The 21,640-nt window shown below is 57.5% G+C and carries 15 protein-coding genes, 2 tRNA genes and 2 rRNA genes; 16 read left to right on the top strand and 3 right to left on the bottom strand.

Features of this window, described 5'->3' with window-relative positions:
- Nucleotides 1–120 precede the first annotated feature (120 nt).
- The 4 genes from Q8N04_00485 (at nt 121) to rrf (ending at nt 3,741) form a co-directional block, all read left to right on the top strand.
- Nucleotides 121–197 (top strand) — tRNA-Ile (locus Q8N04_00485).
- 63 nt (nt 198–260) lie between these two features.
- Nucleotides 261–336, top strand: a tRNA-Ala gene (locus tag Q8N04_00480).
- Between the two features lie 139 nt (nt 337–475).
- Nucleotides 476–3,482: ribosomal RNA gene (locus Q8N04_00475) — 23S ribosomal RNA — on the top strand.
- Between the two features lie 142 nt (nt 3,483–3,624).
- Nucleotides 3,625–3,741, top strand: a 5S ribosomal RNA gene (gene rrf / locus Q8N04_00470).
- Between the two features lie 228 nt (nt 3,742–3,969).
- Here the strand turns inward: rrf and Q8N04_00465 are convergent.
- Nucleotides 3,970–6,198: an ATP-binding protein gene (locus Q8N04_00465; protein MDP3089128.1), complete on the bottom strand. Its 2,229-nt coding sequence runs from the start codon at nt 6,196–6,198 to the stop codon at nt 3,970–3,972.
- A 6-nt stretch (nt 6,199–6,204) separates the two neighbouring features.
- A complete protein-coding gene (locus Q8N04_00460) occupies nt 6,205–7,854 on the bottom strand; it encodes a hypothetical protein (GenBank protein ID MDP3089127.1) in 1,650 nt (549 codons plus the stop codon).
- 146 nt (nt 7,855–8,000) lie between these two features.
- Between Q8N04_00460 and Q8N04_00455 the strand changes: the two genes are divergently transcribed.
- The 5 genes from Q8N04_00455 (at nt 8,001) to Q8N04_00435 (ending at nt 11,706) form a co-directional block, all read left to right on the top strand.
- Nucleotides 8,001–9,368, top strand: a complete 1,368-nt coding sequence (locus Q8N04_00455) for a dicarboxylate/amino acid:cation symporter (protein MDP3089126.1) — start codon at nt 8,001–8,003, stop codon at nt 9,366–9,368.
- 270 nt (nt 9,369–9,638) lie between these two features.
- Nucleotides 9,639–9,932, top strand: a complete 294-nt coding sequence (locus Q8N04_00450) for a BrnA antitoxin family protein (protein MDP3089125.1) — start codon at nt 9,639–9,641, stop codon at nt 9,930–9,932.
- Between the two features lie 12 nt (nt 9,933–9,944).
- Entirely contained in the window at nt 9,945–10,733 is a 789-nt protein-coding gene (locus tag Q8N04_00445) for a CDP-alcohol phosphatidyltransferase family protein (protein MDP3089124.1), read from the top strand.
- 161 nt (nt 10,734–10,894) lie between these two features.
- On the top strand, nt 10,895–11,440 hold the full coding sequence (locus Q8N04_00440; GenBank protein MDP3089123.1) for a hypothetical protein: 546 nt from the start codon (nt 10,895–10,897) through the stop codon (nt 11,438–11,440).
- Nucleotides 11,437–11,706 carry a hypothetical protein gene (locus Q8N04_00435; GenBank protein MDP3089122.1) on the top strand — a complete coding sequence of 90 codons (270 nt, stop codon included), beginning with the start codon at nt 11,437–11,439 and terminating at the stop codon, nt 11,704–11,706. The genes Q8N04_00440 and Q8N04_00435 overlap by 4 nt, the downstream gene beginning before the upstream one ends.
- 153 nt (nt 11,707–11,859) lie before the next feature.
- On the opposite strand, the gene Q8N04_00430 is transcribed toward Q8N04_00435, so the two are convergent.
- Nucleotides 11,860–13,032, bottom strand: coding sequence for a YncE family protein (locus Q8N04_00430; protein ID MDP3089121.1), 1,173 nt, complete (start codon nt 13,030–13,032; stop codon nt 11,860–11,862).
- A 216-nt stretch (nt 13,033–13,248) separates the two neighbouring features.
- Between Q8N04_00430 and Q8N04_00425 the strand changes: the two genes are divergently transcribed.
- From Q8N04_00425 to Q8N04_00395, 7 genes are all read left to right on the top strand, one after another.
- Entirely contained in the window at nt 13,249–13,539 is a 291-nt protein-coding gene (locus Q8N04_00425; protein MDP3089120.1) for a nucleotidyltransferase family protein, read from the top strand.
- A gap of 184 nt (nt 13,540–13,723) precedes the next feature.
- A complete protein-coding gene (locus tag Q8N04_00420; protein MDP3089119.1) occupies nt 13,724–14,011 on the top strand; it encodes a DUF4258 domain-containing protein in 288 nt (95 codons plus the stop codon).
- Nucleotides 14,008–14,235 carry a type II toxin-antitoxin system MqsA family antitoxin gene (locus Q8N04_00415; GenBank protein ID MDP3089118.1) on the top strand — a complete coding sequence of 76 codons (228 nt, stop codon included), beginning with the start codon at nt 14,008–14,010 and terminating at the stop codon, nt 14,233–14,235. The genes Q8N04_00420 and Q8N04_00415 overlap by 4 nt, the downstream gene beginning before the upstream one ends.
- A gap of 236 nt (nt 14,236–14,471) precedes the next feature.
- Nucleotides 14,472–15,926: an N-6 DNA methylase gene (locus tag Q8N04_00410; GenBank protein MDP3089117.1), complete on the top strand. Its 1,455-nt coding sequence runs from the start codon at nt 14,472–14,474 to the stop codon at nt 15,924–15,926.
- Nucleotides 15,923–17,125 (top strand): restriction endonuclease subunit S, encoded by a 1,203-nt coding sequence (locus Q8N04_00405; GenBank protein MDP3089116.1) that lies wholly within the window; start codon nt 15,923–15,925, stop codon nt 17,123–17,125. The genes Q8N04_00410 and Q8N04_00405 overlap by 4 nt, the downstream gene beginning before the upstream one ends.
- Nucleotides 17,126–17,160: 35 nt before the next feature.
- The gene (locus Q8N04_00400; GenBank protein ID MDP3089115.1) at nt 17,161–19,302 is read left to right on the top strand and encodes a DUF262 and DUF1524 domain-containing protein; all 2,142 of its coding nucleotides are present in this window, start codon (nt 17,161–17,163) and stop codon (nt 19,300–19,302) included.
- Nucleotides 19,299–21,635, top strand: a complete 2,337-nt coding sequence (locus tag Q8N04_00395; GenBank protein ID MDP3089114.1) for a DEAD/DEAH box helicase family protein — start codon at nt 19,299–19,301, stop codon at nt 21,633–21,635. The genes Q8N04_00400 and Q8N04_00395 overlap by 4 nt, the downstream gene beginning before the upstream one ends.
- The last annotated feature ends 5 nt before the right edge of the window (nt 21,636–21,640 follow it).

Below are 21,640 nucleotides of genomic sequence, written 5' to 3'. Positions count from 1 at the left end.
GCCGAGGGCCACCTCTTCAATACACTTACACCGAATTTTAGTGAAGGCTCAGTCGTGAATCATGTTGCAGGATCTATCGTGTCCTGTGAGAACGGGCCTTGATGGCGTCATGACTCAGCTGGGCCTGTAGCTCAGTTGGTTAGAGCACGCGCTTGATAAGCGCGGGGTCGATAGTTCAACTCTATCCAGGCCCACCATCTGAGTCTAAGTTACGCAGCATTCCAGGCAACTGTCTGGGGGACTATCCAGTAAGGATCTGCGGGGCTGTAGCTCAGTTGGGAGAGCACCTGCTTTGCAAGCAGGGGGTCGCTGGTTCGATTCCAGTCAGCTCCACCAAAGATCTGAGTCGGTGTCGAATCTGTTTCTTGCTCAACTTCCTCTATTCAGCGTCGGATGACGGGTAACCTGTCGTCCATGTTCTTTGAAAATTGAATAGGTCTTGATGAAAGACCATGTGTATCAGGAGCAAAGTGATTGTTAAGCTACTAAGGGTGTACGGTGAATGCCCTGGCATCAGCAGGCGATGAAGGACGTAGCTAGCTGCGATAAGCCTCGGGAAGCCGCAAGCAGGCCGTGATCCGAGGATGTCCGAATGGGGAAACCCAGGCGATTAATGCCGCCTATCCGTCACTGAATACATAGGTGACGAGAAGCCCACGCAGGGAAGTGAAACATCTCAGTACCTGCAGGAATAGAAATCAACCGAGATTCCCCAAGTAGTGGCGAGCGAAAAGGGAATAGCCCAAACCGCAGTGATGTCAAGCCCGTGTGCGTTGTCACTGCGGTGTTGTAGGTCTCTGTTAGACGGTGATACGGACCCGTCGGCAAGTCAAAAATCAGGATCATAGCAGAACGGTCTGGAAAGGCCGGCCATAGAAGGTGACAGCCCTGTAAGCGACATGACCCTGACTTGTTGGACAGAGATCCTGAGTACCACGGGGCCCGAGAAACCCTGTGGGAATCCGGGACGACCACGTTCCAAGGCTAAATACTCGCTGATGACCGATAGCGCACCAGTACCGTGAGGGAAAGGTGAAAAGAACCCCGGTGAGGGGAGTGAAATAGAACCTGAAACCGTACACCTACAAGCAACGAAAGGGCTATGCCCGCAAGGGAATGCCTGATCGTGTGCCTTTTGCTTAATGAGCCTGCGAGTTATCTTGCGCAGCAAGGTTAAGGCGGAAAGCCGGAGCCGTAGCGAAAGCGAGTCCAAACTGGGCATTTAGTTGCGTAGGATAGACCCGAAGCGAAGTGATCTACCCATGGCCAAGGCGAATTCGACGTAACAGTCGAAGGAGGCCTGAACTGATGTTTGTTGCAAAAAGCTCGGATGAGCTGTGGGTAGGGGTGAAAGGCTAATCAAACTTCGTTATTGCTGGTTCTCCTCGAAATAACTTTAGGGTTAGCCTCGTGACAGCCGTGACGGAGGTAGAGCACTGAATGAGCTAGGGGCGTTCCAACGCTACTGAACTCAATCAAACTCCGAATGCCGTTACTGGACGCACGGGAGTTAGACTACGGGTGCTAAGATCCGTGGTCAAAAGGGAAATAGCCCAGACCATCAGCTAAGGTCCCTAAGCGCAAGCTAAGTGGGAAAGGTTGTATTGTCGCTCAGACAGCCAGGAGGTTGGCTTAGAAGCAGCCATCCTTTAAAGAGTGCGTAATAGCTCACTGGTCGAGCGATGATGCGCCGAAAATATAACGGGGCTCAAGTTTGCCACCGAAGCTATGGACTCACCCGCAAGGGCTGAGTGGTAGAGGAGCATTCTCTCAGCTGTGAAGGTTGACCGACAAGGACAGCTGGAGCGGAGAGAAGAGATTATGCAGGCATAAGTAGCGATTAATGATGTGAGAATCATCATCCCCGTAAACCTAAGGTTTCCTGGCCTATGTTCGTCAGGTCAGGGTGAGTCGGACCCTAAGCCGAGGCCGAGAGGCGTAGGCGATGGAAAACAGGTCAACATTCCTGTACCACTGTCATAGCGTTATCAGCGAAGGGGGGACGCAGAAGGGTAGGCACCGCCGGGTCCCTGGAATACCCGGTCCAAGCCCGTAGGCGGGTCTCGTCGGCAAATCCGCGGGGCCATTAACGCCGAGAGGTGATGGGGAGGCCGCAAGGCCATAAACGGGCTGATCCCATGCTGCCGAGAAAAGCCTCGTAGCGAGTTATGATAGTGTCCGTACCGCAATCCGACACAGGTAGGTGGGTAGAATATACCAAGGGGCGTGAGAGAACACTTCCTAAGGAACTTTGCAATTTAGCCCCGTAACTTCGGGAGAAGGGGTGCCACGCGTAGGTGAGATTGTACAAATTAAGCCGAACGTGGTTGCAATAAAGTGGCTCTAGCGACTGTTTACCAAAAACACAGGACTCTGCGAACACGCAAGTGGACGTATAGGGTCTGACGCCTGCCCGGTGCTGGAAGGTTAACCGGAGGAGTTAGCCGCAAGGCAACGCTCTGAAGGGAAGCCCCAGTAAACGGCGGCCGTAACTATAACGGTCCTAAGGTAGCGAAATTCCTTGTCGGGTAAGTTCCGACCTGCATGAATGGCGTAACGACTGGAGCGCTGTCTCGGGAAGTGACTCAGCGAATTTGTTGTTCCGGTGAAGAAGCCGGGTGCCCGCAACTAGACGGAAAGACCCTGTGCACCTTTACTACAACTTGACATTGGATGTTGGAATGCGCTGTGTAGGATAGGTGGGAGCCTGTGAAGCCTGGCCGCTAGGTCGGGTGGAGGCAACGTTGAAATACCACCCTGAACGTTCTGATATTCTAACTCGGCTCTGTAATCCAGAGCGAAGACAGTGTCTGGCGGGTAGTTTGACTGGGGCGGTCGCCTCCCAAAAAGTAACGGAGGCGTTCAAAGGTTCCCTCAGGCTGGTCGGTAATCAGCCGTCGAGTGCAAAGGCATAAGGGAGCTTGACTGCGAGAGTGACAGCTCGAGCAGAGACGAAAGTCGGACTTAGTGATCCGGTGGTTCTGCGTGGAAGGGCCATCGCTCAACGGATAAAAGGTACGCCGGGGATAACAGGCTGATCTCCCCCAAGAGTTCACATCGACGGGGAGGTTTGGCACCTCGATGTCGACTCATCGCATCCTGGGGCTGAAGCTGGTCCCAAGGGTTAGGCTGTTCGCCTATTAAAGCGGTACGAGAGTTGGGTTCAGAACGTCGTGAGACAGTTCGGTCCCTATCTGTTGTGGGCGGAGGAGAGTTGAGAGGGGCTTTCACTAGTACGAGAGGACTGTGAAGGACGGACCTCTAGTGTGCCGGTTGTCGCGCCAGCGGCAGCGCCGGGTAGCTATGTTCGGAAGCGATAATCGCTGAAAGCATCTAAGCGAGAAGCGTGCCTCAAGATAAGCTCTCCCGTAGCAATATGCTACCTAAAGACCACTTGTAGACCACGAGTTTGATAGGCTGGGTGTGGAAGGCGTGTAAGCGCTGTAGCTAACCAGTACTAATCGGTCGTGCGGTTTAACATCCTTTGCTCCTGATAGACATGGTCTTACCGCGGCGCGCAGAACGCGTCACGGAGTGCTGATGAAACGTTCTGAGTGATGCGTTATGCGCGGACTTCGAACCGATCTACACACAGCACGCACCAATCAAGACGTATTCAATGTTCCCGGTGTCCTTGCCGGAGGGGCCACACCCGTTCCCATACCGAACACGGAAGTTAAGCCCTCCAAGGCCGATGATACTGCTGCCGCGAGGCAGTGGGAAAGTAGGACGATGCCGGGTTACAAAAAGAAGCCTGCTGGTGAAAGCCAGCAGGCTTTCTTATTTTGAGATCGGTATCATCGTCCTGAAGAGCGGGGTCTCTTACCTGGTTGAGACGTGTGGCCATCGGCCAGAATGGAAAGTGAAGCCTGCTGGATCATACCGGCAGGCTTTTTTATTGCCTGCCTAGAAGAAGGGCGGGATCTTGATGGGGAGAGAGCCATCTCGAATCGGGGCTCGCTGCGAACGTTAGGGCCCGTCGGTTCCGGTCTGTCTGGTAAGGTGCGGTGGGAGACGCGGGAGGAATACCAGTTTTCCTGGAGAAGGAGACGCAGGCCGCTCGGCTGTTTCAGCGTGGGGCTTGTCCGGGAGGACGAGCGTGAAGACGGTGCCTTGGCCGACTGTGCTGCGGGCCTCCACTTTCCCGGCATGTTCCTGAATGATCTGGTGGACGATGGAAAGCCCGAGTCCGGTTCCGGCATGCTCAGTGCTTTCATGTTTCGTGGTGAAAAAGGGATCGAAGATGTGGGGGAGATCCTCGGGGGCAATTCCGCAGCCGGTATCCGAGACCTGGATCTGAATCCATCGCGTTCCGTCGAGTCGAGTCAGGTGCTGCGTGACGACGCTCAACCGTCCTCCCTGGACCTTCATCGCGTCCATGGCGTTCAGGATCAGATTCATCAACACCTGCTTGATCTGTTGTCGATCCACCATGATCGGCGCCAACGGCTCGGCCAGGTGCTTCTCGATTGTCACCCCCAGCGTCGAAGCCTTCACCTCGATGAAGTGGACGCAGGACGCGACGATCTCGTTCAGCGATTCCGATGAGAACTTGGGTTTCATATAGCGGGCATAGTCGAGAATCTCTTCGATCAGGCGTTCGATACGCGCCAGATCGTCGGCCACCACGGCGCTGAACGAGTTCATAAAGTCGGCGTCATCGCGCCGAGAGGGCGCCAACTGGATGAAGGTCTTGATCGAAGTTAAGGGGTTCCGTATCTCGTGGGCGAATCCCCCCGCGATCGTTTCGAGCGAGCGCAGGCGGTCCGCTCGCCGGATCAGGAGCTGGGTCTGTTTCCAGTCCTCGTAGAGCATCGCATTGTCGAGCGCAATGGCCGCACTGTCGGCCAGCGAGCGGAGCAGATTGAGTTCATCCTGGGAATAGAAGTCCAGCGAAGGCTTGTGCCCCAGGTTCACAAATCCGATCAGGCGGGATTTATTGACCAGCGGAAGACAGACCTCCGAGTCCATCGTCGTCAGGGTGTCGAGCAGACCGGGCATCACCTGGTCGCCCGGACCAGAAGGGTCGTCCTGTAGTTCTTCTTTGACGATTGGCTGGTTGCGCTCCAGGAGAAAGCGCGCAAACGATTCAGAGCTCGTGAGCCGGATGGAATGGGCCAGGGCCTCGTCTACTCCGTGCGAGGCTTTCAGCGCGTAGCGGCCCGCCTCTTTGTCGAAGAGAAACAGGGACAGTTTCTCGATGCGCAGGACGGTCTGCAGCGTCCGCACGATCTCCTGCTGTAAATTGACGAGATCGAGATTCATGACCATGGCGTGGCTGAAGCGCGTCAACGTGTTGTAGGCGTCGTACCGGCAGGGAAACAGCGCTTTGTTGAGCGCCGATTGCAGCCACGGCTGGAAGGTGACGTACAGAGCGGTGAACGCCACGGTGGCGCCCGCGAGCACGCTTGCCAGTGCAAGGGGGGAGAGGTCGCTCAGTCCCTGCGCGAGCAGCGCGAGCGCCAGCGTGAAGGGGACCAGCGGGAGATAGGTCGCGCTCATCGACACGAACAGGGCGGCATCCAGCAGGTGGTATCGGAGAATGGCGATCGTCACCACCACGGTCAGCAGGAAAATGGGCACGTAGCCGAAGGGATACAGGTCGTACCCAAACGCGGGAAAGAAATCCACCGAGCCCAGGTAGGCGATCACGAAGGCAATCAGGACGAATTTGATCTGCTGGCGTCTGATCGGAGTCGTGGCCCTCCGGTAGGCGCACACGTAGTCGGTAAAGGCCGCGGTCATGTAAGCGAAGAACACAAGAAAGAACAGGGTGCTCGCCGGGCCCCACTGCGGGAAATACCCCCATCGGTAGAGACGGACGCCCGTCACGAAATCGTCGCGGAAGACGACGGCCAGGGCCAGCAGGGCGGCCAGTCCATAGCCCAGCCAGATGGACTTGGCGCGGGATAGCCGGAGGAATTCCGCGGAGAAGGCGTAAAACGCGACGGAAATGAACATGACGCCGACGTTATCGAGCCGGAACCAGGCCAAAGCCTGCTCCGGCGTGGGGGCACAGAGCCCAATGCTGGTGGCGGTGAGCCACAGGGCAATGCTTGCGCACAGGACGAGGAAGTGGCGATGGGCGGCGGACCGGTAGTTCGACCGGTAGACCAGCAGTCCCAGTCCGAGCGTGACGCCTCCCATGAGCAACATGGGAATCGCATGCACGTTGATCGCGTAGCCGGAGGTGGTCATGGTCTGTTACGCCATTCTGGCTCGGGCGATGGTGGAGAGCTGCTCGTCGGTCACATAGCCGCTTGAGTTGCGAAATTTCGCCAGGCGGAACCCCAGAGCCCGGCCCGAGGCGATCATATGCGCGGCCAATGCCGGGTCGGCTTTGCCGAGAGAGTAGTGTCCGTGCCATCCGATGGCGGTCAAAATCATCGTTTCCGAGAGACAGCCGAGCGCTTCGCCCTGAGCGAGATCGAGATCGAAGTGCACGTCCACGTCGGGGGTGCGCACCACAGCCGATTCGATCACGAGCACGTCGGGCCGCTGGCGAGGAATCTCTTCGGAGACATTCTTGGGCTGGGCCGCATCGATTACGATCGCGCCGGGCTTCAAGTGGGCCGCCGTCAGAAGAATGTACGGATTGTTTGTGGCGGCGATGACAATATCGGCCTCGCGGACGCAATCGAGATTCGACGTGCCCTCTACGGCAGCCGGCTGGCCGGCGAGGTCCGTAAGCAGCGTCTGGACGGCATCCTTCTTAATGTCGATGATAATGAGCCGGGCGACCAGCCGGGCCAGCATCTTGGCACAGGAGGAGCCGACTGAGCCGGCGCCGCCCACAATCGCGGCTGTCGCGTGCGGCAGGCTGAGATTCGTCAGCGCTGCGGCCTCCAGCACATTCTGCACGGCGATCGCCGCCGAATGGGGGTTGCCGGTCGTCAAGCCGAGCTGCACCTTGCCTTCGAGATCGCGGCCGTCGCGGGTCACGATCGACGTGAAGGCGCCCAGCCCGGCGATCGTGGCGCCCATCTTTTCGGCGAGGCGGACGGTTTGCAGCACCCGCTGCCGGGCCAGGCGGGGATTGCGAATCATCTGTTCCGTCGTCAACGGAGAAATGAGCATCGCGCCCGTCGTCGGCGTCCCGTCCGCCATCGTCAGACCGGTAATATACGAGGCGACAAACGGCCATTGATAGCGGAACCACCGTCCCACCAATCGGGTGGGCAGGAGGCGGGCGAAGGGAAACTTCCGCGGCACATCGTCCAGCATGCGGGGGTGTCCGATGAAGGCGAACGAAATCGGCGTCACGAACAGGCGCGCGACCGGCCCCGGGCGGAAGCGGATCGCCAGGTCGCGCAACAGTTGCGCGGCGAGTCGGAAGCCTTCCGCGACCAGGCTCCAGGACCAGGTCGTCGCCCCCGTGGCGCGGATCGGAGCGGCCTTCGGCGTCGGGTCCGACGGTAGCGTCGCGGGCGGTGCTCCGGCCGGTGGCACCGCGCTACGTGGCGGCGCCTCGGCGACGAGGGGCAGGCGATAGGGGAGCGCAAAGGGATTATCGGTGATAAACAACGAGAGAATGGAGCGGGGATTAGCCGTGACCAGTTCGGCGCGGGCCGCCGCGCGCGCCACGCCGTCGGGTGCGCCAAGACTGTCCAGGTAGGCCGCGAGTTCCTGGAATGCGGATTCGAGGACGCGCCGTTCGGCCTCGCCGAGCGAGGGCAGATCGATATCGATACGAAACTGGGCGGGTGAGACGCCGGGTTCGCGGACGGGAAACCGCCATGGCGGCGGGACAGAGACAGTCGAGACGTGTCTTGTACTATTGTCCGCGATCCCTTGTTTGTCAACTAACGGCGTCCTCTCTGTCAACGACGCAAGCGGCCCCAGTCGTCGCCGCACGGCATGGCCGGTCGGATCTATACGACTAAGGCCGTCTGCCTCATGCCGGTGTGCGATCCAAAGATTCTGGCGGGAGTGAGTGTCCCGCGTCGGGGTGCGTTTGGATGGCGAAACAGGTATGCTGCCGCGACTCACGAGAGGCCCTGATGCACACGTCTCCGCGCGGGATGCCGCCGCTCTATACGCAAGTCCTCGTCGCCGTCGCCTGTGGTGCGCTCCTTGGCGCCATCTTCGGTCAGGATCCCTATCTCGGGGGTTTGCGGAATGAGCATCTGGGCAAGCTCGGCCTTTTCGTCGTCACGCTCCTGAAGACACTTGCGATCCCGCTCATCTTCTTTGCGATCCTCGATGCGTTGATCCGTACCAGCATTCCGCTCCGCCAGGGCGGCAAGTTGCTGGTCATTTGTCTGGTGAATGTCTCCGTCGCCATGGCCATCGGCCTGGCCATCATGAATTTCTGGCAGCCGGGCCTGGCCTGGCTGGGCCATGTCGATGAACTCCTCCACCTCGTGCCCGGCACCACGCTCTCGTCGTCCGCGCTGGCCAACGTGCAGGCCGGCTCGCAGAGCCCGATCGAGTATCTGGCGTCCTATATTCCGCGCACCATCGCGGATCCCTTTTCCAGCAACAACATCATCGGCGTCGTCCTCCTCGCGCTCATCCTGGGCGCGACCCTGCGCTACCTGCACGGCCGGTCAGGCCAAGCGGGCGGGGTGGTCTTGGCACTCGTGCAGGGGATCGAGCGCATCTATGGTTGGCTCGTGCAGATCCTCGGCTGGATCATCCTGGCTGTGCCGCTCGCCGTCTTCGGCGTCGTCGCCCAGGTCGTGGGGAAATCGGGCGTCGGCGTCTTCTCCGTGCTGTGGATCTTCCTCGTCGCCATGCTGGCAGGCCTCGCCATCCATTCACTCCTCTACTATCCGCTGGTGGCCTGGCTGGTCGGCAAAAAGAATCCCAAGATCTATCTGGGGCAGGGGGCCGACGCCATTATGACCGCCGTGTCCTGCAACAGCAGCCTCGCCACCGTGCCGATTACGCTGCGCTGCCTGGAGCGCATGAAGGTCTCGCCGCAATCCTCACGCCTCGCCGCCTGCGTCGGGACGAATCTCAATAACGACGGCATCACCTTGTATGAAGCCATGGCCGCGCTGTTTCTCGCTCAGGCGCTGGGGTATGACCTGCCGATGGCCAAACAGATTTTGATCGTGCTCGCGTCGATCATCGCCGGGTCGGGCGTCGCCGGAATTCCGGAAGCGGGGTTGATCGTGTTGCCGCTCGTGCTGGCCGCCGCCGGCCTGCCCGATCACGTGATCATCGCCGCCATTCCGCTCATCATGACCGTGGACTGGATCATCGCCCGCGCCCGTTCCGGGGTAAACGTCATGAGCGACATGCTCGTCGCCATCCTCCTCGACGCGGGGCAGGGGGCTCAGGCCACAGCGCCCATCACAGTGCCGGTCGCGATCCAGCCTCAATCCGAAACAGCTCCTCCCGCAGAACCGCAGCGGTTCTGAGACGCACTCGGCAGCCCCGGTAGTCTTGCCGGCAGGGACTCTATTCGTGTATATACGAGAATGTGTTTACCTGGGACAGGAAGAAGGCGAGTGCCAACTTCGAAAAACACGGAGTCCGATTCGAAGAGGCCTCGACGATCTTTGTCGATGCCAATGCCTTGGACGGAGAAGATCCAGAACACTCCGCCTATGGGCATCGTCGCCGGCGTATAGGACAATCATTGTCAGGGCGAATTCTCTTCGTGATGTATACGATACGGAGAAGAAATCATGAAAAAGAAGCCATCCGGATCATCAGCGCAAGGCAGGCGAGCCGGAAAGAGCGTCAGGCCTATACCGGACGCGCAGATTGATTTCTCAGACATTCCGGAAGCCACGGACGCGGAATTAAAGCGCATGCGTCGTGTCGGCAGGCCTGCCAGCGGCATGGCCAAGCAGTTGATCGCGATTCGTCTCTCTCCGACGCTGTTGAATCAACTTCGCAAGATGGCCGCCAAGCAAGGGAAGCCCTATCAATCCCTGATTCATGAGCTCTTAGAAAAAGCGGCTGCGAAAGCCGCCTAGAACCTGCCTGCGGTGAAGCAGGTTTCGGTGCTGGATCAGCAGGTGTGTCGCCACTTGAGGCCGCAATGTGCGACCTCAAAAATTGGAACAGAAGGACGATGGCCGGTTCCGCATCGGCTTCAAAGCCTGAAGTTGCATCCTGGACATTTGCCGGACTCCGTCGTAGATTGCCCCGCAGTGGCAAGGACTCCTCGCAAATACTTCTCGATGATCCGCCAGTTTCACCTGGCTGACTTCCTCACGCTCGGGAACGGCGCCTGCGGGCTCGCGGCCGTGTTGCTGAGCATGCGCTACATGGGGAATCAGTCGGCGTCCCATTTCCTTGCCGCCACCGCCCTGGCGCCGGCGGCCCTCCTCTTCGACTGGCTCGACGGCCGGGTCGCCCGCTGGCGGCACATGCAATCGCCGCTCGGGCGGGAGCTGGATTCGCTGGCCGACGTCATCTCGTTCGGAGTCGCGCCCGCCGCGCTCGGGTATGCCGCCGGCTTGCAGGGAGGGTGGGACTGGATCGCACTTACCTATTTCGTCTGTTGCGGCGTCAGCCGGCTGGCCCGGTACAACGTCACCGCCGAAGCCCTCTCCGCTGGGAAGGACACAGTGGCCTACTTCGAAGGCACGCCCATTCCCACCACCGTCGTGTTGACCGCCGTCCTGGCCCTGGCCGCCTGGCAGGACCGGCTGGGCGAGCAGCTCTATTGGGGCGTCTGGACCGTCGGGCCCTGCGACCTGCACCCCTTGTCCTTGCTCTTCGTCCTCTCCGGCAGCTTGATGATCAGCACCATCCGCATTCCCAAGGTGTAGACAGGCCGCGTGTCTTGACCGTCAACTCGCATCCCCTCAGGCCCTCGTATGTTCCTCATTACGATTCAGCTGTCATGCCCCCTGCGAGACTGGTGAATTTTCGTTGAGAAAGCGGTAAGCTCCGGCGGTCATGACGGTTCAACGAGGAGTGTACTGAGGCCGTGAGCGATGAGGTAGATGTACTCAAGGCTGTAACCGCCGACTTAGAAGGGGCCGGCATCCCGTATATGGTAACCGGCTCAATGGCGGCGAATTTTTATTCCGTTCCCCGGATGACGCGCGCTATCGACCTGGTCGTGGAATTGTTCGAGCGGGATGTGGATCGCATCACGCGCTTGTTCCAACAGGACTACTATATCGACCGGGACATGGTCCAGCGAGCCGTACGAGAGCATGCCATGTTCAACATGATTCACAACGCCCTGGTGGTCAAGGTAGACTGTGTCGTGCGGAAGGAGACAGAATACCGTCGAGAAGAGTTTACCCGGCGCCGTGCAGTCTCTATCGCAGGCCAGCAGGTCTTCATCGTGTCGCCTGAAGATCTCATTCTGTCCAAGCTGGATTGGGCCAAGGAGAGCCGATCTGAGATGCAATTCACGGATGTCCGGAACTTGCTCAATTCGGTCCAAGGCCTCGATACGGCGTATCTGTCTCGATGGGCAGACCGATTGGGCCTGGCATCACTCTACCGCGAGGTGTCAGCATGAACGATACATCGACGGACATGGATCAGCGCTATCGTGCCATGCTCATGCAGCGGACGGGTGAAGAGCGGCTCGTTATGGGCTGTGCCATGCGGGACACCGCCCGCGCCCTCGTGGAGGCGTCCCTCAGAGAACGCGATCCACAAGCCACGGTCGAGGCCATTCGGAAAGGGCTTTTTCTGCGCTTCTACGGACATGAGTTCGATCATGAAACCCGAGCCAAAATCCTCGCCACCATCGAGTCCGCCGCCTTTCCCATGCCAGGGTAATATCCCTTCGCCAGCCCTTCCCTTCCCCATCCCCTCACGGTTCACCATCCCGGCCATACTCAGCACTCAGCACTTCTTGGGAGCATACGGGACCAAGGGCTCAGGACTTCCGTGGAGCACTCGGGACTCAGCGCCCAGCACTCACCCTTCTCCTCACCGGCTCGCCCGCATGCTGTTCTCCTGAAAATGATTCGGCAGCAGCATGATGCAGTTGGGGTTGAACCCTTGCGCTTTCAACGTATCGATGCTCCCTAGGACTGTGTCGTTCTTCAGGTCGATCACCGTGATGGACCCATCGCTCAGACCATCCAAATTCAGCAGACTATTCTGGACGAAGAGGTACCGTTCATCGGGCGACAGCACACTATGATGAGCGCCGGCAGCGGCGGCAATCGTTTTGAGGAACTTCGGCTCCCGCGGATCGGTATTGTCATACAGATTCACATACCCCGGCTTGGCCGTGGTGACGAACAAGCGGTCCCCTTTTTTGTTGTAAAGCATTTCCAACGGCATCCCTTGTTCCCGTGGACCGAAGTCATCGACCTGATTGAAGGAAAACGACCGGGCCTTCGGATCCCAGACTCCGACCCACAGCGTCCCTTCCATCATATTGGTGATGTGCACCACGGGAGGATCAGCCTTCGGGCTGAACATGATTTCGACGGGAGCGGATTTCGCGGGAGAAGGTTTCGTCGAGATTTTGTGCGTCGAGAGCACGTTCCCGGTACTGGCTTCCAGTACCGTAACCGACTCACCCACCTCCGACATATCCGGCTTGACGGAGCTGGTAACGAGGACGCGATCGATACCATTATGAATCGCAATCCCGTGCGGATACAGAATGTAGGCCGCTGCCGGTGCCGCCGCGCTGATCGTCTTGATCGGTTTATCGAGGCGCGCGTCGCCCATAATCACCTTGCTCGAACCCATACAGGTGAGGTACCAGGTCCGGTTATCTTCAGAGACGACGAGATCCTCGCCGACCTGGCAGTCCGGCACATCAATCGCACGCAGGCGATAGGGGAAATGGGTGAGGTCTATGACATGCAACAGGCTTTTCCCCAAGGACGTGATATAAGCCTTGCTCCGGTCGCGATTGAAGAAAATGTGGTGCGCGACGAGGTCGGGCGGAAGGGGAATCTCCATCAGGATCTTCCCGAAGTCCGCAGAGTCGGGATCAATGTCCATGATGGCGATGCCTTCGCGGCGCACCGGCTGACCGGGCTTACTCTCATAGTTCAAGAGGGCCAGAATTTCAGCCGAAGCTAGCGTTGTCCAGGAGAGGAACAGGAGAACAGTGAAGAAGGGGAGTCGGAAGCGTGTCATGGGAGCCTCCTTTCTGGTGGGGAATGTGAAAACGGTACTCCTCTCCCAGTCTCGAATCAATCGGTGAATACTCTGAGGCCGATTCCCCCTAGTCCCGCAGTTTATGTGCTCAGCCCTTACCCCTCCCAACGCAGCGCTTCCGGGCTCCCACCCGAGAGGGGAGCATTGCCGGAGTTCCCTGTAGATTTTGGCTACACTACGCGCAGGAGACCTGTGATGAGCATCCGTCAATTACTCCAGTCCAAACGAAGCCAAATCCTCCAGATCGCCGCGCGGCATGGTGCGCAGAAAGTCCGGGTATTCGGCTCCGTGGCACGGGGAGATGCGCGGCCTGACAGCGATATCGACTTCCTCGTGGATATGGAAGAAGGCCGAAGCCTGCTCGATCTCATCGAACTGTGGCAGGATCTGGAAGAATTATTGAACCATAAAGTCGACGTCCTGACGGATGGGGGGCTCAGCCCGCACCTGGAACAGCGCATTCATGCCGAAGCCGTCCCCCTATAGAGCTCAGCTTCTTGCCAGTCCTGTCATTTCATTCTGCCTTTGTCGTCCGCATAGACCCAACTGACTAACAAAAAGCCTAGTCAATATCTGGGAAACAGATGGCCCGTCAGATGACATTCATCATGGCGGTACGTTAGACTTCAAATAGAAATATGTGGGAATGTCGGGCAGGGGTTGCGAGAGCATGAGCCAATGTCATCTGGTCTTTCGGGTCCACGCCATTCAGCGGATGTTTCAACGAAAGATTAGCAAGGAAGAGGTTCGGCGCGTCATCGAAACCGGAGAAACCATCGCGACTTATCCAACGGATAAGCCCTTCCCCAGTCGGTTGATTCTGGGGTGGATCGGGTCTCGGCCGATACACGTCGTGGCAGCTGACCATGCATCGGTTAAGGAAACGATTATCGTGACCGTCTATCAGCCGGATGCCGGAGAGTGGGACGGAGAATTTAAGCGGAGGATCTCTCGATGACATGCGTAATCTGCAAAACCGGAGAAACTCACCCAGGAACAGCGACGGTGACTCTTGAGCGCGACAACGCAACCGTGGTTATTAAAGGCGTTCCGGCACGGGTGTGCGCGAATTGCGGCGAAGAGTATATTGAAGAACAGGTCACCGCGAGTCTCTTGAAGACAGCAGAAGAGGCTGTCCGCGCAGGAGTGCAAGTAGACGTGCGAACCTACGCAGCCGCCTAGAGTACCGTAGACCGCCAGCCGTTCGGTTCTCAACCTCCTCACTGTTCACCACCCGGCCATACTCAGCACGTCTTTAAGAGGCCCTAGTAACCTGACGGGGTTTCTCCTCGTCCGATCCCAACACTCCCGCTCAGTACTCAGCACTTTCCCCTTCCCCCAAAGGCGGGGTGATTTCCTGGCAATAACAGGGTATTCTTCAACCGCCATTCCCTCACCGCTGCGCGGAGAATTTCTGCATGTTTGAACAAGCGTTTAGAAATATTGATGATGTGCTTCGGAAGGAGGCTGGCTGTACTACCGAGCTGGACTATACCGAGCAGACCTCGTGGCTGTTGTTTCTCAAGTATCTCGATGGACTGGAGCAGGATAAGGCTGACGAAGCGAAGCTGGAGGGCAAACGATACAGCTTTATTCTCGACAAAGATTTTCGCTGGGAGAGCTGGGCTGCACCCAAGGGCAAAGACGGCAAGCTCGACCACAACAAAGCAATGACCGGGAGTGACCTGAGCGAGTTCGTCAACCTGAAGCTCTTTCCCTACCTGCACAGCTTCAAGCAGAAGGCCAGCGGGCCGAATACGATCGAATATAAGATCGGCGAAATCTTCGGCGAGATCAAGAACAAGATCCAGAGCGGCTACAACCTGCGTGAGATCATCGACCACATCGACGAGCTGCGTTTCCGCTCCCAGACGGAGAAGCACGAGCTGTCGCACCTCTACGAAGCCAAGATCAAGAACATGGGCAACGCCGGGCGCAACGGCGGCGAGTATTACACCCCGCGTCCGCTCATTCGCGCCATGGTGCAGGTGGTCAAACCGAAGATCGGCGACAAGATCTACGACGGGGCCTGCGGGTCGGCGGGCTTCTTGTGCGAGGCCTTCGACTACTTGAAGTCAAAGGGCAACCTGACGACGAAAGACCTCACCACGCTCCAAACCCGCACCTTCTACGGGAAGGAAAAGAAGTCCCTCGCCTACGTCATGGCGATCATGAACATGATTCTGCATGGCATCGAGGCACCGAACATCATCCACACCAACACGCTCACCGAGAACCTCGCCGACATTCAGGAGAAGGACCGCTATGACGTCGTGCTGGCCAATCCCCCCTTCGGCGGGAAAGAGCGGAAAGAAGTGCAGCAGAACTTCCCCATCCGCACCGGCGAGACGGCCTTTCTCTTTCTCCAACACTTCATCAAGATGCTGAGAGCGGGTGGACGCGGTGGAGTGGTCATTAAGAATACCTTCCTCTCCAATACCGACAATGCTTCGGTGAGTTTGAGAAAACTCCTGCTGGAAAGTTGCAACCTCTACACGGTGCTCGATTGTCCCGGCGGTACGTTCCAGGGTGCGGGCGTGAAGACCGTAGTGCTCTTCTTCGAGAAAGGCGCACCCACACGTAAAGTCTGGTTCTACCAACTCGACCCAGGCCGCAGCCTCGGAAAGAGCAATCCGCTGAATGACGACGACCTAAAAGAGTTCGTGAAGTTGCAAAAGACCTCAGGTGACTCACCGAAGAGTTGGAGCGTGGATGCCAAGAGCATCGACCAGACAACCTTTGACCTTTCTGTGAAGAACCCGAATGGCGGCGAGATGGTGACGCACCGCAGCCCGAAAGAGATCATGGACGAGATCTCCGCGCTGGATGCGGAGAGCGCGGAGGTCTTGGGGAACATCAGAGCGTTGCTATGAAGAATGGGTGGAAGACAAAGAGTCTTGGCGAAGTCTGCTCATTTCTGAATCGCGGCATTTCTCCCAGGTATCTCGAAAGTGGAGGGATTTGTGTCCTGAACCAGAAGTGCATTCGTGATCATCGCGTCAGCTATGAACCCTCACGCAGACATGATGCGCGGGCAAAGAAGGTTGGAAGTGAAAGGCTGATCCAAGCCGGGGACGTGCTCGTCAACTCCACTGGAACAGGGACGCTTGGTCGTGTTGCACAACTTCGTGAAGCTCCTCTGGAGCCGACGACTGTTGATTCGCATGTGACCATTGTTCGTCCTACTCCGGGGAAGTTCTATCCGGAGTTCTTCGGCTACATGCTCGTGGTCATCGAAGACGCCATCAAGGAAGCTGGCGAGGGTTGTGGAGGCCAAACGGAATTGGCTCGGTCCGCCTTGGCTGAAAAGTTCCCGGTACACTATCCAGAATCGCTCTTCGAGCAACAGCGGATCGTTGGTATCCTCGACGAAGCGTTTGAGGGCCTGGCCACCGCCAAGGCCAACGCCGAAAAGAACCTCCGCAACGCCCGCGCCCTCTTCGAAAGCCACCTCCAATCCGTTTTCACTCAGCGCGGTAAGGGATGGGAAAATCTTCAACTTGTTTCGGTGTGTGATCTCTTTGTGGATAGTGCCCATCGGACGCCAAAATACGCGGACGACGGAATCCCAGCTTTGCGCCCGCGTGACGTAGTGAATGGAAAACTCAACTTGGAAGGGGCATTGCGAGTCTGCGAAGAGGAATATGAGATTCAGTCAAAAAGGTACAAACCAAAGCCAGGGGACATCGTCTATTCGAGGGAACTTAGTTATGGTTGGGCGGCACTGCTGCCGAGGTCGCCTCGTGTCTGCCTTTCCCAAGGAATGTGCCTGTTTCGACCCTCCTCAAAACTCGACGCTTCATTCCTCCTCTACGTGTTGAATGGCTCAATAGGTCGTGAGCAGGCTACGAGAGCGGCAGTAGGAGCAGCCCATCCACATATCAACCTTGGCGACATCAAATCATACCTGATTCCAATGCCGCCATTAGAAACACAACGGCAGATTGCCGAGCAATTAAATGCTCTTCGCGAAGAAAGCCAACGCCTCGAATCCATCTACCAGCGAAAGCTCGCCGCGCTGGATGCGTTGAAGAAGTCGCTGCTGCACCAAGCGTTCAGCGGAGCACTGTAGGGTCGTACTGTGAACGGAGCCGAAGGACTCACGCGATGAAAGCCACCGAAGCCAGATTGCTTGATCTCCTCAAGAAGTCGCCCCAGTTCGTCATTCCGATATATCAACGCACCTATTCGTGGACCGAGAAGGAATGCCGCCAACTGTGGGACGACATTGTACGTTGTGGCCGCAGCGATAAGATCACCGTCCATTTCGTCGGTTCCATCGTGTATGTCGAGAGCGGCGTATCCCAAGTCACGCATCAAGCCCCGCTCCTCGTCATTGACGGCCAGCAGCGCCTGACCACGGTATCGCTGTTGCTGGCGGCTCTCGCCAAAGCAGTGGGAGAAGGCGAACCGTTTGACGGCTTCTCGCAGCGTAAGATCAAGAATTATTACCTGCTCAATCCGGAAGAATCTGGTGAACGTCACTTCAAGCTGTTGCTGTCCCAAACTGACAAGGCCTCGCTCACTGCCATTGTTGGTAATGAGGAGTCGCCTCAACATCCGTCCCTCCGCATCACGGCGAATTACGGGTCGTTTGAAAAATGGATTGCGGAAGACAAGGTCGAACTCGCTACGTTGTGCAAGGGGCTGGCGAAGTTGGTCGTCGTGGACATCGCGCTGACCCGCGATCAGGACAACCCGCAGCTCATTTTCGAAAGCATGAACTCAACTGGCAAGGAGTTGAGTCAGGCCGATCTTATCCGCAACTTCATTTTGATGGGGCTTGAACCAGTTCTGCAAGCGCGGCTGTACGAGCAGTTCTGGCGCCCCATGGAGTTGGATTTCGGGCAGGAAGCCTATGGCACGCACTTCGATGGCTTCATGCGGCATTACCTCACTGTCAAGACGGGCGAAATTCCCAATATCAATGCCGTTTACGACGCCTTCAAAGGCCATGCGCGAGACTCACGGGCCGATGCCACTGATGATAAAAGCCACATCGAAAGCCTGGTTCATGAGATTCGTGACTACGCCCGACATTTCTGCGCGATGGCGCTGGGCAGCGAACCCGACGCCGACCTCAAGTTGGCCTTCCAAGACCTGCGCGAGCTGAAAGTGGATGTGGCGTATCCGTTCCTGCTGGAGCTATATCACGACTACAAGGCTAACACTCTACCCAAAGCCGCCTTACTGGCGAGTGTGCGTCTTATCGAAGCGTATGTATTCCGTCGTGCCATCTGCGCGATCCCGACCAATTCGATGAATAAGACGTTTGCCACCTTCACTAAGGCGCTGAAGAAGGACCGCTATTTCGAGAGCATACAGGCGCACTATTTGTTGCTGCCGTCCTACCGACGATTCCCCACAGACGACGAGTTCCGCCGAGATTTACAAACCCGCGATCTCTACAACTTCCGCAGTCGCAGTTATTGGTTGCGCCGTTTGGAGAATCACGGTCGCAAAGAGCGTGTGATGGTAGACGAATACACCATCGAGCATATCTTGCCGCAGAATGAAAACCTCTCGCCCAAATGGCGCGAAGCGCTCGGCGAAGGCTGGCAGACGGTTCAGAAAACCTGGTTGCACACACTCGGCAATCTAACGCTGACCGCCTACAACTCCGACTATAGTGATCGGCCCTTTGACGATAAACGGGACATGCCGGATGCTCCGGAGAAAGGGTTGAAGCAAAGCCCGCTCAAACTCAATCAGGGACTTGGTGCGTTGGAGTCTTGGAGCGAAGGCGCAATCAAGGTCCGCGCTGGCAAGCTTGCAGACCTTGCGGTCAACGTTTGGTCCGCCCCTGTGCTGCCCCGCGATATTCTGGATGCCTACCGTCCGAAAGCCGATGCCGTCGCGGAGTACACCATCGAAGACCATCCTTACTTGGCGAGGGGCAGCGACATGTACGGAAGTACTGTCCGAGATCTCTTCAAGGCCTTTCGCAAAGCGGTGCTCGGGCTCGACCCGTGCGTGAGCGAGGAATTTCTGAAGCTGTATGTGGCTTATAAGGCTGAGACCAACTTTGTGGACGTGATTCCACAGGCGAAGCGATTACTCCTTTCGATCAATATGGACTTCGCCGAGGTGAATGACCCCAAGGGGCTGTGCAGAGATGTCGCGGGCATGGGGCGCTGGGGCAATGGCGATGTGGAAATTAGCCTCTCCAAAGCGGACGAGCTGCCGTATGTGATTGGATTGGTCAGACAATCCCTGGAGTTGCAACTCGGTAGTGGTGGAGACGCATGAACGAAGCCGAAACCAGAGCCGAGTACATTGATCCAGCGCTGAAGGCAGCAGGCTGGGGCGTCGTCGAGGGGAGTCGCGTTCTACGCGAATATCCCATCACGCTCGGTCGTATCGAAGGCCTTGGGCGGCGCAGTAAGCCCTTGATCGCCGACTATGTGCTGGTCTATCGCAATCATAAGCTCGCCGTCGTTGAGGCCAAGGCTTGGGATGAAGAACTGACTGAAGGGGTGGGGCAGGCGAAGAGCTATGCGGGGAAGCTCGCCATTCGCTTTACCTACGCCACCAACGGCCAAAGTGTCTATGGCATCGACATGGAGACCGGGAAGGAGGGTGAGACGCTGTCTTACCCAACTCCGGACGACCTATGGCAGCAGACCTTCGCCAAGAAGAACGCGTGGCGTGACCACTTTGCCGCTGTCCCATTCGAAGACAAGGGCGGCAGTCATCCCAGTCGGTACTATCAGGATATTGCCGTCGAAAGGGTCATGGAGGCAATTGCGGGAAAGAAGCCTCGCATCCTCCTTACCTTGGCAACGGGAACAGGAAAGACCTTTATCGCCTTTCAGATTGCCTGGAAGCTCTTCCACAGCCGTTGGAACCTGAGCCGCGAGCCGTCGCGTCGGCCACGCATTCTGTTTCTGGCTGACCGGAACATTTTGACCAATCAGGCCTACAACGCCTTCTCCGCCTTTCCTGAAGATGCGCTGGTGCGAATCGAGCCGGACGACATCCGCAAGAAGGGCAAGGTGCCGAAGAACGGCAGCTTGTTCTTCACCATCTTCCAGACCTTCATGAGCGGGCCGCCGAAGGATGGAAAGCCATCGCCCTATTTCGGTGAGTATCCGCCGGACTTCTTCGACTTCATCGTCATCGACGAGTGCCACCGGGGTGGTGCGAATGATGAGAGCAACTGGCGCGGCATCCTTGAATACTTTGCCCCCGCCGTACAGCTTGGACTGACCGCCACGCCCAAACGCAAAGACAATGTGGACACCTATCGCTACTTCGGCGAGCCGGTCTATATCTATTCCCTCAAGGACGGCATTAACGACGGCTTCCTGACGCCGTTCAAGGTGAAGCAGATCTCCACGACGCTCGATGAGTACGTCTATACGCCGGACGACACGCTTGTGGAAGGTGAGATTGAGGCGAAGAAGCGCTATACGGAGAGCGACTTTAATAAGATCATCGAGATCAAAGAACGCGAAAAGAAACGTGTCGAGATCTTCATGAGCCAGATCAACCAGCAGGAGAAGACGCTGGTGTTCTGCGCCACGCAGGACCATGCGCTGGGAGTGCGCGATCTCATCAACCAGATGAAGACGAGCACCGACCCCAACTACTGCCAGCGGGTGACGGCCAACGACGGCGAACTCGGCGACCAACACCTCCGCGACTTTCAAGACAACGAGAAGACCATCCCCACGATTCTGACGACCTCGCAAAAGCTCTCAACCGGTGTCGATGCTCGCAATATCCGCAACATCGTCCTCATGCGCCCAATTAACTCCATGATCGAGTTCAAGCAGATCATCGGGCGAGGGACGCGGCTCTATGACGGGAAGGACTACTTCACGATCTATGACTTTGTGAAGGCGCACCACCACTTCAGCGATCCGGAATGGGATGGGGAGCCGATCGAGCCGGAAACGAATGCGGGAGGCAAGACGGTTCCACCGTCGCCTCCACTGGGCGATGGAGTGCGTGAAGAGACTGACGAGTATGTGAGGAAGAAGAGAGTCAAGGTGAAACTGGCCGACGGCAAAGCCCGCACCATCCAACACATGATGGTGACGACCTTCTGGCATCCCGACGGGACGCCTATGTCGGCGCAGCAGTTTTTAGAAATGCTGTTTGGCAAATTACCTGAGTTCTTCAAGGACGAAGCCGAACTCCGCGCCTTATGGAGTGCGCCTGATACAAGAGTGAAGTTGTTACAGGGGCTTGCGGAGAAAGGGTTTGGCTCGGAACAGATGGCCGAAATGCAACGGATCATCGATGCCGAGAACGGCGATCTCTTCGACGTGCTCGCGCATGTAGCCTATGCTCTCGCCCCACTCACGCGCGAAGAGCGGGCTGTTAGGGCCAAGCTAGAGATCAGTACCCACTTCAACCGCAAGCAGCAGGCGTTCCTGGACTTTGTCCTCGCCCAATATGTGAAAGTCGGAGTGGAGGAGCTAGCCCAAGACAAGCTGTCGCCATTGCTCAAGCTCAAGTATCACAACGCCATCGCTGACGCCGTGGCCGATCTGGGAAAGCCCGAGGAGATCGGCAAAGTCTTCGCGGGATTTCAGAAATATTTGTATCAACCGCAGGTCCAGGCGAGGCCATAGCCGCT

It is taken from the genome of Nitrospira sp., from assembly GCA_030692565.1.
GTDB lineage: Bacteria > Nitrospirota > Nitrospiria > Nitrospirales > Nitrospiraceae > Nitrospira_D.
This window is presented reverse-complemented; position numbering and strand designations above follow the sequence as displayed.